Source organism: Actinoplanes sp. NPDC051343, assembly GCF_044455125.1.
Classification (GTDB): Bacteria; Actinomycetota; Actinomycetes; order Mycobacteriales; family Micromonosporaceae; genus Actinoplanes.
In genome coordinates this window covers 1-12,378 of record NZ_JBITEL010000011.1, presented here as the reverse complement: position 1 = coordinate 12,378, position 12,378 = coordinate 1, and the positions used below count along the sequence as shown (strand labels likewise).

General features: G+C 68.4%; 11 protein-coding genes and 2 pseudogenes. 10 read left to right on the top strand and 3 right to left on the bottom strand.

Features of this window, described 5'->3' with window-relative positions; genetic code table 11:
- The first annotated feature begins 168 nt into the window (after positions 1-168).
- From ACIA5C_RS32185 to ACIA5C_RS32175, 3 genes are read left to right on the top strand one after another with little or no spacing between them, the layout of a single operon-like run.
- Positions 169-1,020, top strand: a complete 852-nt coding sequence (locus ACIA5C_RS32185; protein WP_396062275.1) for a PHP domain-containing protein — start codon at positions 169-171, stop codon at positions 1,018-1,020.
- A gap of 10 nt (positions 1,021-1,030) precedes the next feature.
- Complete coding sequence (locus tag ACIA5C_RS32180; protein ID WP_396061624.1) at positions 1,031-1,891, top strand: hypothetical protein; 861 nt, start codon at positions 1,031-1,033, stop codon at positions 1,889-1,891.
- Between the two features lie 18 nt (positions 1,892-1,909).
- Positions 1,910-2,104: a hypothetical protein gene (locus ACIA5C_RS32175; protein WP_396061621.1), complete on the top strand. Its 195-nt coding sequence runs from the start codon at positions 1,910-1,912 to the stop codon at positions 2,102-2,104.
- A 5-nt stretch (positions 2,105-2,109) separates the two neighbouring features.
- On the opposite strand, the gene ACIA5C_RS32170 is transcribed toward ACIA5C_RS32175, so the two are convergent.
- A complete protein-coding gene (locus ACIA5C_RS32170; RefSeq protein ID WP_396061618.1) occupies positions 2,110-3,315 on the bottom strand; it encodes an ROK family protein in 1,206 nt (401 codons plus the stop codon).
- A 125-nt stretch (positions 3,316-3,440) separates the two neighbouring features.
- On the opposite strand from ACIA5C_RS32170, the gene ACIA5C_RS32165 reads away from it, so the two are divergent.
- The 7 genes and pseudogenes from ACIA5C_RS32165 to ACIA5C_RS32135 all read left to right on the top strand — a co-directional run bounded on the left by ACIA5C_RS32165 (position 3,441) and on the right by ACIA5C_RS32135 (position 10,828).
- The gene (locus ACIA5C_RS32165; protein ID WP_396061615.1) at positions 3,441-5,108 is read left to right on the top strand and encodes a hypothetical protein; all 1,668 of its coding nucleotides are present in this window, start codon (positions 3,441-3,443) and stop codon (positions 5,106-5,108) included.
- 89 nt (positions 5,109-5,197) lie between these two features.
- Positions 5,198-6,058, top strand: coding sequence for an ABC transporter permease (locus ACIA5C_RS32160; RefSeq protein ID WP_396061612.1), 861 nt, complete (start codon positions 5,198-5,200; stop codon positions 6,056-6,058).
- Positions 6,055-6,954: a carbohydrate ABC transporter permease gene (locus tag ACIA5C_RS32155; protein ID WP_396061609.1), complete on the top strand. Its 900-nt coding sequence runs from the start codon at positions 6,055-6,057 to the stop codon at positions 6,952-6,954. Before ACIA5C_RS32160 ends, ACIA5C_RS32155 begins: the two co-directional genes overlap by 4 nt.
- The gene (locus ACIA5C_RS32150) at positions 6,951-8,531 is read left to right on the top strand and encodes a beta-galactosidase (protein WP_396061607.1); all 1,581 of its coding nucleotides are present in this window, start codon (positions 6,951-6,953) and stop codon (positions 8,529-8,531) included. Before ACIA5C_RS32155 ends, ACIA5C_RS32150 begins: the two co-directional genes overlap by 4 nt.
- Complete coding sequence (locus tag ACIA5C_RS32145) at positions 8,528-8,887, top strand: hypothetical protein (protein ID WP_396061604.1); 360 nt, start codon at positions 8,528-8,530, stop codon at positions 8,885-8,887. The genes ACIA5C_RS32150 and ACIA5C_RS32145 overlap by 4 nt, the downstream gene beginning before the upstream one ends.
- 69 nt (positions 8,888-8,956) lie before the next feature.
- Positions 8,957-9,350 (top strand): annotated as a pseudogene (locus ACIA5C_RS32140) (hypothetical protein); the annotation flags it as partial.
- Between the two features lie 350 nt (positions 9,351-9,700).
- Positions 9,701-10,828 (top strand): M48 family metallopeptidase, encoded by a 1,128-nt coding sequence (locus ACIA5C_RS32135; RefSeq protein ID WP_396061601.1) that lies wholly within the window; start codon positions 9,701-9,703, stop codon positions 10,826-10,828.
- Between the two features lie 659 nt (positions 10,829-11,487).
- On the opposite strand, the gene ACIA5C_RS32130 is transcribed toward ACIA5C_RS32135, so the two are convergent.
- Entirely contained in the window at positions 11,488-11,742 is a 255-nt protein-coding gene (locus tag ACIA5C_RS32130) for a transposase (protein ID WP_396062273.1), read from the bottom strand.
- Between the two features lie 98 nt (positions 11,743-11,840).
- A pseudogene (locus tag ACIA5C_RS32125) lies at positions 11,841-12,230 on the bottom strand (transposase); the annotation flags it as partial.
- Between the last annotated feature and the right edge of the window lie 148 nt (positions 12,231-12,378).

Below are 12,378 nucleotides of genomic sequence, written 5' to 3'. Positions count from 1 at the left end.
ACTTCCGTCGGGGCGGTTGTCGAAGCGCTTCAACGACCGTCCCGTCATAGCCGGGCGTCATCGGTGGAGATTCGGCCAGGCTGATCGAAGCGCTTCGATTGGCGATTGACGACGTGTCTACCTCAGCGCATCGAGGGGAGTCAAGGTCTTAGGGTCGAGGGCGTGCCCATGCATCGCCTGCCTTCCGACAGCCACGTCCATAGCGAATGGTCCTGGGACACACCGGTCGGTGACATGGAACGGACATGCGCGCGGGCCGTTTCCCTCGGGCTGCCGGCGGTGGCCTTCACCGAGCACCTCGACCACGCGGCACTCCGCATCGAGCTCGCAGGCCCCTACGCCTCCGACCACCTCACGGCGCTGGCCGGCCCGGACGGGATTCTGGTGCCGCCGGCCTTCGACGCGGTCGGCTATTTTGCGGCGATCGAGCGCTGCCGGGCCCGCTTCCCCGGTTTGCGCATCCTGAGCGGCGTGGAAATGGGCGAGCCGCATCGACACCGGTCACAGTGCGAGCGGGTGCTGGCGGCCGGCGAGTTCGACCGGGTGCTCGGCTCCCTGCACACCCTGCCGGACCGGGGCGCATTCGCCGAGCCGTGGGGCCTCTACCCGCACCGGGACGCCGCCGGAGTGGTCCGCGAATATCTGGCCGGCGTGGCCGAGATGATGTCGACGAGCGGCATGTTCTCGGTGCTCGCCCACATCGACTATCCGGTCCGCTCCTGGCCGCATGGCCCCTTCGAGCCCGCCGACTTCGAGGAGGAGTTCCGCTACGCGCTGCGCCGGACCGCTTCGTCGGGCCGGGCGCTCGAGATCAACACGCGGTTGCCGCTGGACGCCACGATCCTCCGCTGGTGGCACGAGGAGGGCGGTGACGCGGTCACCTTCGGCAGCGACGCCCACCGGCCCGAAGACCTCGCACACGGCTTCGCCGAGGCCGCGGCGATGGCCGAGGCACACGGCTTCCGTCCGGGCCGTTTCCCGTACGACCTGTGGGGCCGTGAAGGGTTCCGGGCGGTGTGAGACTGGATGGATGGAAGCCGATGTGTGGTACCGGCGGTTGGCGATCGCGATCTCCGACGAGCTGGACCTGCGCGACCGCGAGACCCGCGACGTCCGCGATCTCCTGTGCGTAACGAGTCGCGAGTCCGGTCGCGTGTGGGGCCCGGTCGTGGCGCCGGAGGACGACGCGGCGCGGTGGCGGGCGGCGAGCGAGACGGTGATCGCCGCCATCGGGTCGGTGCAGGAGCGTGCGGCCGAGGTGCGGCGGCGGTACCAACCACCACGGACGCTCGGGAAACGGCTCTGGTGGCGGCTTCGGCGGAGTCGGCTGCGCCGGGCCTACGAGGACCAGAGATCAGCTCTGGAGGACGAGGCCCGCCGGGCCTATCGCGCCTATCGGGACGCGGCCGGCGACCTCACCGACTACGTCGAGGCGCGCGATCGGGAAGAGGAGGAAGCGCGGCGCGAACGGGAGGCGCGGCTGCGCGCCGAGCGGTTGGCGGCGGTGCAGGATGCCGTCGGTGGCGCTGGTTGGGCGTACCGGCTCACCAAGGAGGACCACCACCGTCAGATGCTGATCTGGATCTCGGCCGTGGAACGTCTTCCCGGCGAGGAGCACGGTGACGCGCGGCGGAACATGACCGCTCGGCAGATGCAGCGAGCCGTCGAGGAGGAACGCGCCCGCGACCCGTACGTGTGGATCGCCTGGAGAGAAAAGACCCGCAAGGCGCTGGCGGAGTGGAACCAGGGCCAGACCGAGGTGCAGACGTGGCAGAGGCTGACCGGGGTGGTGCTCGAGACGTACGTGTTCCGTCCGGGAGAACTCGAGGAGATGCGCGCCCGGCGGCCCGATCGGGGCTACGGCCCGTCGAGCACCTACTGGGGGCCGTGAAGCATCTACGGTAGCCGCATGGATGACGAGACATCCGCGCTGTTGCGTCTCGCGGCGCAGCTCAGGCGGGCCGCCGTGGACCTCGACCGGGCCGACGTCGTGGCCAAGGTCGACGAGGTGATCGCCCTTGTCGCGGACGGGAAGCTCGAGGAAGCGGGTGGCGGCGGCCGGGCCGGCGCGGTTATCCGGTTCCTGGACGGGCTCGGCTTCTGATCAGGTCAGGGGGTCGGCAGGACGCCCTCGTCGATCGCGTCGAGGACGCGGGAGGCGCCGCCCGCGGCGGCCGCGCTGACGTCGAGGGCCGAGGCCACGATGCGGGTGCCGCCGGCGTCGGCCGCCACCGAGCGGGCCACCAGTTCGCGTGAGGCGTCCGGGATCAGCCACGGTGCCAGGACGGTGAAGTAGCCGCCGAGTGTCACCACCGACGGGTTGAGCAGGTTGGCGACCAGCGAGATGGCGTGGCCCAGGTGCTGCCCGGTGACCGAGAGCGCCTGCAGGACCCGCTGATCGGCGGCCTTGGCCAGGCGGTGGATCTCGTCGACGTGCGGGCCGAACTCGGTGCCCTCGGCGTCGGGCAGGGCCTGTTTGATGATCGCGCCGAGTCCGGCCAGCGCCTCGAGGCAGCCGCGCCGGCCGCACGCGCACGCGGGACCGTCGGCGACCAGCGGCAGGTGGCCGAACTCGCCCGCGAAGCCGCGGGCGCCGCGCAGCAGCCGATTGTCGGCGACGATGCCGGCCCCGATGCCGGCGCCGCCGGTCAGCGCCACCAGGTTGGCCACGCCGTGACCGCCGAAGCGCTGCTCGGCCATCACGGCCAGGTTGGCGTCGTTGTCGACCAGCAGGGGATAGGCCGGGTCGTTGAGCGCGCTCAGCAGCGACTTGCGCAGGTCGACCCCTTCCCACCCGATGTTCGGCGCCAGCGAGACCACGCCGTCCGGGTCGACCAGGCCGGGGACGCCGACGGTCAGGCCGAGGACGCGGCGTTGCTCGCGGGCCATCTTGCCGACCGCCCGTTTGGCCAGGGCGGCCAGCGACGCGATGGCCTGGCCGGGGCTCGACGTCGTGCCGGTGAACGAGCGGCGCCAGGACAGCAGGCGTTCGCCGGCCAGGTCGAGGGCGACCGCGGTCAGGTAGTCGGCGTTGACCTCGAGGCCGATCGCCGCGTACGGCGAGCCGTCGAGCACGAGCATCGTCGCCGGGCGGCCGATGCGGTTCTCGGTCATGCCGACCTCGCGCACCAGGCGGCGTTCGATGAGGTCGGTGACGAGGCTGGAGACGGTGGCTTTGTTGAGCCCGGTGCCGGCCGCGATGTCGGCCCGGGAGCAGGGTGCGTTGAGCCGCAGGTGCCGCAGCACGACCGCGAGGTTCGTCGCGCGGACGTCGGCGAAGTCCGCCGGTTGCGGCCCGCTGTGCTTGGTGATCACCCGTGAACTCCCGACCGGTTAAAAGAGCCTTAATGATGCCGCATGCCGGGGGCTTGTGGACCGGAGTGCCCGCCGTTACTTTGTTTGTTTATCGACCCAACTAACATTCGTCAATGGAGTTAGGCATGGATAGACGGCGATTCCTCGAACTGACCGGCCTCGGCGCCGTCGCGGCGACGAGCGGCGGGCTGCTGGCCGCGTGCGGTGACGCCAAGAGCGGCGGCGGGCCGGGCACCACCGGTCAGAGCCAGCTGCAGAAGGTCCTGCCCGCGTACGTCCCGTCGGCCGCCGTCCGGCCCGACATCCCCAGCGTCCAGGGTGCGAACGGCTTCTTCTCCGAGCCGGCCTTCCTCGCGTACCCGTCGAGCCCGGTCACGACCGTGACCGCAACGCCGGGCAAGGGTGGCACCTACACCGCGAAAACCCCCCTCTGGGGGGCGATTCCGTCGTCGACCGGGAACAGCTACTACGACGCGGTCAACGGGGCGCTCGGCGCGACGGTCAAGATGCAACCGGCCGACGGCGTCAACTACGACAAGGTCCTGCCGACGCTGTTCGCGGGCGACAAGCTGCCGGACTGGCTGATGATCCCGAGCTGGAACATGACCAACCTGGGCTTCTCGGGCGCGGTCACCAAGTTCGCCGACCTCGGGCCGTACCTCTCGGGCGACGCCGTCAAGGCGTACCCCAACCTCGCCGCCATCCCCAGCAGCGCCTGGCAGTGCTGCATCTGGAACGGCAAGCTCTACGGCCTGCCGAGCTACTACAGCGGGGCCAACCCGGGCGGCGCGTTCTACTACCGCAAGGACGTCTTCGACCGGCTGGGCGTCAGCGCCGACTCGATCCGGACGCCGGCCGACCTCGAGGCGGTCGCCAAGCAGATCACCGACCCCAAGGCCGGCCGCTGGGCGTTCGGCGACCTCTTCGACTACCTCGGCCAGATCTTCAAGTTCCCCGGTGAGCCCAACAAGTGGGCCCTCGACGCCGCGGGCAAGCTCATCCACCGGTACGAGATGCCGCAGTACCTCGACGCACTGAGCTGGTTCCAGAAGCAGGCCAAGGCCGGTTACGTGCATCCCGACGCGCTCGCCGGCAAGAGCGATCAGGGCAAGCAGCGCTTCTGGAGCGGCAAGGAGCTGATCACCGCCGACGGCACGGGCGCGTGGAAAGGCGACGACGCGCAGTCGGGCAAGGCGGCCAACCCCTCGTACGACCGGCAGGCGTTGAAGCCGATGTCGGTCGACGGCAAGCCGCAGATCGACATGACGCCGAGCGCCAACATGTACTCCTTCCTCAACGGCAAGCTGAGCGCCGACCAGATCAAGGAATGCCTGGCGATCGCCAACTACCTGGCGGCGCCGTTCGGGTCGACCGAATACCTGACCGTGAACTTCGGCAAGCAGGGCGTCGACTACACGATCAAGGACGGCAACCCCCAGCTGACCGAGAGGGGCAGCAAGGAGGCGGCCACGACCTATCAGTTCCTGGTCACGCCGCTGACCCCGACCACGGTCATCGGTGGCCAGACCCAGGTGGCGAAGGACTACGCGGCCTGGGAGGGCGAGATGGTGAAGTACGCCGTGAAGCCGGTCTTCTACGGCATGAACATCACCGAGCCGGCCCAGTTCGCGAAGCTCAACCAGCCGATGGTCGACGTGTCGAAGGACGTCCGCTACGGCCGCAAGCCGATCTCCGCGTTCCAGGACGCGCTGAAGACGTGGAAGGCCCAGGGCGGGGACCAGTTGCGCGCCTTCTACGAGGACATCCGCAACAAGTACGGCACCGGGCAGTGACCGCTCTTCGAGAGGCGCCGGTTCCGACGACTTCCGAAGCGAAAGCTGAACCGAAGCGCCGCTTCCGCCGCGACCGCGCCCTTCTCCTGATGACGGTGCCGGCCGTGGTGCTGCTGCTCGTCTTCAACTACGCGCCGATGTTCGGCACCGCGACCGCCTTCCAGTCCTACAGCATCTACGCGGGCTTCCTGCACAGCCCGTGGGTCGGCCTGGAGACGTTCCGGTCGCTGTTCGCCGATCCGCTGTTCTGGTCGGCGTTCCGCAACACGCTCGTGCTCAGCCTCGTTCAGCTGGTGCTGTTCTTCCCGGTGCCGATCGGCCTGGCCCTACTGCTCAACTCGATCATGAGCACCCGGGTCCGGACGATCGTCCAGTCGGTGGTCTATCTGCCGCATTTCTTCTCGTGGGTGCTCGCCGTGACCGTCTTCCAGGAGATGCTCGGCGGGGCCGGGGCGCTGAACACGTTCCTGCGGCGGCACGGGATGGGCACCTGGGACATCATGACCGATCCGGGCACCTTCAAGTTCCTGGTCACCGCGCAGGTGGTCTGGAAGGAGGCGGGCTGGGGCATCATCGTCTTCCTGGCCGCGCTGGCCGCGATCGATCAGAACCTCTACGAGGCGTCGGCGGTCGACGGGGCCGGCCGCTGGCGCCGCCTCTGGCACGTCACGCTGCCCGGCATCCGCGGCATCGTCGTGCTGCTGCTCGTGCTCCGGCTCGGCAACACCCTCACGGTCGGCTTCGAGCAGATGCTGATCCAGCGGGACGCGGTCGGCCGCGACGCCGCCGAGGTGCTTGATACGTACGCCTACTACTACGGCGTCGTCAACGCGAACTTCGCCCTGGGCGCCGCCGCCTCGCTGTTCAAGGGCGTGCTGTCGCTGGTGCTGATCCTGGCCGCCAACAAGGTCGCTCATCTGGTGGGCGAGGACGGACTCTACCGAAAATGACTGCTGCTGCTTGGGAAGAGCCGCCGGGCAGAGCGGGCCAGGCCGGCAAGAGCGCGATCCTGCTCATCACGGTCGCGGTGGTGATCGTGCCGCTGTGGATGGTCGCCATCACCAGCTTCTCGACCCAGGGCTCGGTCAACGACGCGGGCGGCCTCGTGCTCGTGCCGCACGGCCTGACCACCGCGGCCTACGAGCAGATCTTCACCAACACCCTGATCATGCATTCGCTGCTGGTCAGCCTCGGGGTCACGATCGTCGGCACGGCGGTCTCGCTCGTCGTCACGACACTCGCGGCCTACGGCCTCTCGCGCCCCGGTTCGTACGCCCATAGGCCGATCCTGATGCTGCTGATCGTCACGATGTTCTTCAGCGGCGGATTGATCCCGACCTTTCTCGTGGTCACCGCGCTCGGCGGTTTCGACAACTACTGGTCGATGATCCTGCCCGGTGCGGTTTCGGTCTTCAACATCCTGGTGATGCGCGGCTTCTTCGCCGGAACCGCCCAGGAACTCATCGACGCGGCGGCCATCGACGGCGCCTCGGAGTGGCGTACTTTGTGGTCGGTCGTCCTGCCGACCTCGCGGGCGGTGACCGCGGTGATCGCGCTGTTCTACGCGGTCGGTTACTGGAACACGTTCTTCAATGCGTTGCTCTACCTGCCGGACACCGGCAAATGGCCGCTGCAGATGGTGATCTACACGTTCACCCTGCAGGGCGGCGCCATGCCCGGAACCGGAATCACGAACACCGGCCAGTACTACGGCAACCAGCAGATCACCCCGCTCGCCATCCAGATGGCGGTCGTGACGCTGACGCTGATCCCGATCCTGCTCGTCTATCCGTTCGTGCAGCGGCATTTCGCCAAGGGCATGCTCCTCGGAGCGATCAAGGGATGATCTTCTTCGGCGGCGACTACAACCCCGACCAGTGGCCCGAATCGGTCTGGCCGTCGGACATCTCGTTGATGAAGTCGGCCGGGGTCAACCTGGTGACGGTCGGGGTCTTCAGCTGGTCGCGGCTGCAGCCGTCCGCCTCCTCGTTCGAGTTCGAGTGGCTCGACCGGGTGCTCGCGCTGCTCAGGGAGGCGGGGATCGGCGTCTGCCTGGCCACGCCGACCGCGTCGCCGCCGCCCTGGTTCACGCGATCACATCCGGACGCGATGCCTGTCAACCGGGACGGGGTGCGGCTCACCCACGGATCCCGGGACACATACTGCGTGAGCTCACCCGCGTACCGGCAGGCGAGCGTGCGAATCGCCCGCGAGCTGGCCACCCGCTACGCCGGAAACCCGGCGATAAAGCTCTGGCACGTCCACAACGAGTACGGCACGACCTGCTTCTGCGATCGGTGCGCCGCCGGCTTCCGGATCTGGCTGCGCTTCCGGTACGGCGATCCGGCCGCGCTCAACGACGCATGGGGCACGTCCTTCTGGTCGCAGCGCTACGGGTCGTTCGAGGAGGTGCTGCCGCCGCGCGCCACGCAGTATCTGTCGAACCCGGCCCACGAACTGGACTATCGGCGGTTCTTCTCGGACGCGCTGCTCGAACACTATCTGGCCCAACGGTCGGTGCTGCCCGGTCTGGTCACGACCAACTTCGTGCTCGGCGAATGGGTACCGGTCGACCACGCGCGATGGGCACGATCGGTCGACCTGGTGGCGGTCGACGATTACCCCGCATCGATCGACGACCATATGGCGTCGCGCGCTTTCACGGCCGACATGGCCCGCGGGTGGGCCCGGGCGGCCGGGCACGCCGACGGGCGATGGCTGGTGATGGAGCACGAACCGGGCGCAGTGCGGGCCCGCGCTCTCCGGCCCGGCACGTCGGCTGCGATCGCAGAGGCCTATCTCTCCCGCGGTGCCACCGGAGTCATGTATTTCCAGTGGCGGGCCGGGCGCAGCGGGGCCGAGCAGTGGCACCCGGCGATGGTTCCGTTGCTGGACGAACTCGCACCGCTCGGCCGGTCGCTCGCGACGCGTTCCCCGGCGACCGTCACCGCGTCGACCGCGCTGATCTACGACGAGGAATGCCTGTGGGCGTGGCAGTCGCCGCACCTCCCGGCCCGGCTGGACTATCGCGCCGTGACCCAGCGGTGGCACAGTTGCCTGTACCGCCCGGTCGACGTGGTGCCCGTGACGGCGTCGCTCGACGGATATTCGCTCGTGGTCGTGCCCGCTCTCTATCTGATGTCGGCGGAGACCCACGCCGCGCTGCGGGCCTTCGTCGCGGCCGGGGGCACGCTGGTCATCGGTGCCGGTTCGGGGCTGGTCGACGAGTGCCTGCGGACCACACCCGGATCCCTGGACGACCTGACCGGGACACGGGGCGACTTCTGGTCCATGCTGCTCTCAGCCACCGACGGTGAACCGGCCGTGACGACACACGCGTACGGCGCCGGCGTGGTCCGCTCCGTGGCAACGGACCTCGACGTGAGCGAACATGCCAAGACGCTTTTCGGAGAGCCACCATGATGGATGCCTGGATCTGCCCGTCCTCGGGGACGCTGATCGTGAGGTTCGACATCGAGCACGACCGGCCGGTCTTACTGGGCCTCGCGCCCGGACCGGCCTCGCCGGCGATCGGCGGGCTCGATTTCATCGAGCCGGGCACGGTGGTCGCGCTACGGGTGATCTGCGACGGCGCCATGACGTACGCGTCGGGCCGGCTCCGGCTCGACATGGCGACCTGGGCGATCCTGCTCCTCGGCACCTCGGACGACCGTCAGGCGCTGGACGACCGCCTCTGCGACCTCGCGGTCGAGCTGGCCCGGCCGGGCGGTTACGACGAGCTCCGCTTCAGCGCGTCCGACCTGCGTGCCGTGCCATGATCACGGTCTGAACGCGGTTCGCCGCCCCGGGACGGCCCGTGGCGGCCTTGACCGTCGACTCGGCGCCCTCCGCGACCAGGATGGCGACGTCTCGCTCCCGTCCGTCGGCCCGTCGCAGGATCGCGGGCGCGAGAACGGCTCGCCGGCCCGCACCCCGCCCTCGGCCGCCCCGCGATCAGCTTGTCCACGATGCGTCGCCGCCTACGCGAACAAGCCCGCTGGGCCCGGCCCTGTCCGACCGCCAAAAGCGATCCCGACCAGATCGCCGCCCTACCAGCCGGATCGGTCGTCCTGGCCCGGGGATCACCCAGCAATGGCTCCAGGAGAACCCGCGCCTCCAGCTGATCCGAGGCGACGGATCTGGGCGGCCATAAAACCTCACATCCCCAACACCGCTCCCGGGACCATGGCCGACCGGACCCGCAAAGCGCACGCCTTCTTCCAACACCGCGACAACGCCCAGACGGCTTTGTTCGTGAGTTCCCCGGCACCAGATGTCGCTGAGTTGCCGCTTACGCAAGGTGACGATTGCGAGAGGCGAGATGCACCTTGTCCGCGGCAGAGGCACGTGTCAATCCGACAATGGGCGCATGGGAACAGAAGCTGGCGTCCTCCTGGCCGCGGGGCCCGCCAGATCCGATGTTCGTTGTCTACGGACAATGAGCACTCGCGGCGAGACCGCCCAGTGCTCGTTGAGCACACAATCGGGCGAATGGGCACTTCGGTGATGCCGGAACCGGGCGCCGATCAGATCGCGGGCCGTGATCGATCGGCCGATCCAGACAGACGGGAAGAACACTAGCGTTTACGCGCATGGGTGAGTGGTCAGCTACAAGCGGTGATCGGGTCCGATTCGGTGAGATCTCGTCACGGGCATACGAACATCCAGCCGACGCCGCAGCCTTGGGCGCGCTGCGGAAACTGCGCGGCCTCGACACAGCCGTTAAGAGATTCCAGAACCTGTTCCCCGAGCGAATCATTCGGATGGAGCACCTCGGGGCGGCCGTGCGCACCAGCGATCGACAGTTCGGGCGGCTACACGCGATGGTTCGTGACGCCGCCGGAGTGCTTGACCTGCCTCGAGTGCCGGAGTTGTACATCAAGCAGTCCCCCGAGCTCAACGCCTACACGATGGGCATGGCTGAGCCGTTTGTCGTGCTGCATACGGCGCTCGTCGACCTCCTGGATCCCGAAGAGCTGCGGTTTGTTGTCGGCCACGAGGTCGGCCACGCGATGAGCGGCCATTGCACCTACCACACCATCGCCCGTCACCTCGTTGTGCTTGGCGCGATGGCAGCGTCCGTGCCGCTCGGCGGGATCGGCGTGCAGATGCTTCTGGCCGCTCTGGGCGAATGGTCGCGCAAGTCGGAGCTGTCCAGCGACCGCGCGGGCCTGCTCGTCGGACAGGACCGCGAGGCTGCGCTGCGAGCCCTCATGAAGCTCGCCGGCGGCTCCCACCTGCACGAGATGGATGTTGCCGAGTTCATGTTGCAGGCGGCGGAATACGCACGGGTCGGCGACGTGCGCGACACCGTGGCGCGGGTGATGCTGGCCCGCGAAGCAACCCACCCGCTTGTTGTGGTGCGGGTTGCGGAGCTCGACGGGTGGGCGCGCGGAGAGCAATACGCGGCGGCGCTCACCGGAAACTACCCTTTACGCGAGGACGACCGCGCGGCATCGCTGACGCAGGATGTGCGAGCGTCCGCCGCCGGCTACGGCCGCCACCTCAGGAACGCCACCGCGCCGATGCTGACCCGCGGCGCGGCGTTCGGCCAGCGGATAGTCGGTCGCAGTCAGGACAAGCCCGCAGCGATCGAGGCGCCCGCACCGGCATGGCAGACGGCGCCGGTCTGGGAGGAGGCGCCCGCATGGCTGACGGCACCGCCGGTCGAGCCGCCGCCCGACACGCCCTCGTGGCCACCCACGCCGCCGGTAGGCTGAGGCACAACAGCCATCCATCATCGAGGTCACGCTCATCGGTATGAGCCCGCACCCCGCGCTTCAGGCTGTCGCGCACACCGCGTGACCGGTCGCGGCGGGTTCGCCGTACACGGACGGCGGCAGATGTGCGCGTTGCGTTACGCAGCCGCGAGTCAAAGCCGCGCTCGGGGAGCGCCACGCTCCCACCAATCATGCGGCGCCCGCTCCTTGATCATCACCGCGACCATCTCCGCAGGACCGAGATTGCAGAACTTCCACAGCTCCTTGGCCGCCCTCGAATACTGAAACAAAAATCGATCGACCTCGAAGGAGTCAAGCTCACCGGCACGGTACCGATCGACAGCCTCACCCGCCCGAGCGACAAGTGCTCCAGTTCGGCCTCGTGATACTCGGCGACGACCGAACGAGCCGCGCGCCGCTCCGCCCTGTCCGACACGACAACGAGACTACCCAGAGGCGAGGACACGCAGACCCCGCGCCGGGATGCGTCGCCCGGATCGCGGCAAATGACTGCGTTGGCGACCGCCGAGCCGCCTCTACGACGAACGGCGCAGCGAAAATCACGGAGTCAGACCGGGCTCCGGTCGGCGACTTCAGATGCCGCGTTGCATCGGCCGTGGAGCCACCGCGTAAGAGCTCCTAACGCGATCTCCACCGGCTCATTTGATCAAGCGGCGCCAGCAGATCATGGCGCAGGCGAGGCTGACGAGACTGTCGTGGATGTCGAGCCGACGTTCCCAGCGAATGGCGATCCGACGAAACTGGTGCAGCAGGGCGAAGGTCTGCTCGACGACGTAGCGCAGCTTGCCCAGGCCTTTGATGTTGGGCGTCTTCGGCTTGGCAATGATCGGTTCGGTGCCACGCTCGCGGCAGGCTTGGCGGAAGGCTTCGCTGCTGTAGCCCTTGTCGGCCAGCAGGACATCGAAACGGCGCCGGGCCGGCCGGGGCGGCCGGCGATCGGCGGGTAGCAGTCGAGCAGGTCGAGAGCGCGGCTGATGTCAGGGACGTTCGCGCCGCTGGTCAGCACGTAGATCGGAGTGCCGTTGCCGTCGCAGATCAGGTGGTGCTTGAGCCGGGCTTCCCACGGTTGACCGGCGACGGACCGGTTCCGGCGCCCCTTTTTCGCGTCGATGTGACTACCGTCCATCGCCGCTCTCGACCAGTCGATCCGGTTCGCCGCGTTCAGCTTGACGAGCAATATCTGGTGCACCTGGTCGAAGACTCCTGCCTCGGTCCAGCGCTCGAGGCGCCGCCAACAGGTCATCCCGGAGCCGAAACCGAGTTCCTGCGGCAGGTCTTCCCAACCGATCCCGGTGTGCAACACGAACAGGATGCCCTGCAGGCAGGAACGGTCCGGGATCGGCCTCGGCCCCGGCGCCTTCTCCGGCCACGGCGGCAGCACCGGCTCGATCAACGCCCGCAACTCGCCATCAACATCCCACGGCCTGGCCACGACTAGTACTCCAGCCGTAGATCGTGATGGTTATGGATGTTGGTGCTGGTAGTGGCTGATTTTGGCTCGGTATTGATGCCGTCGGCGCCAGGTTGAC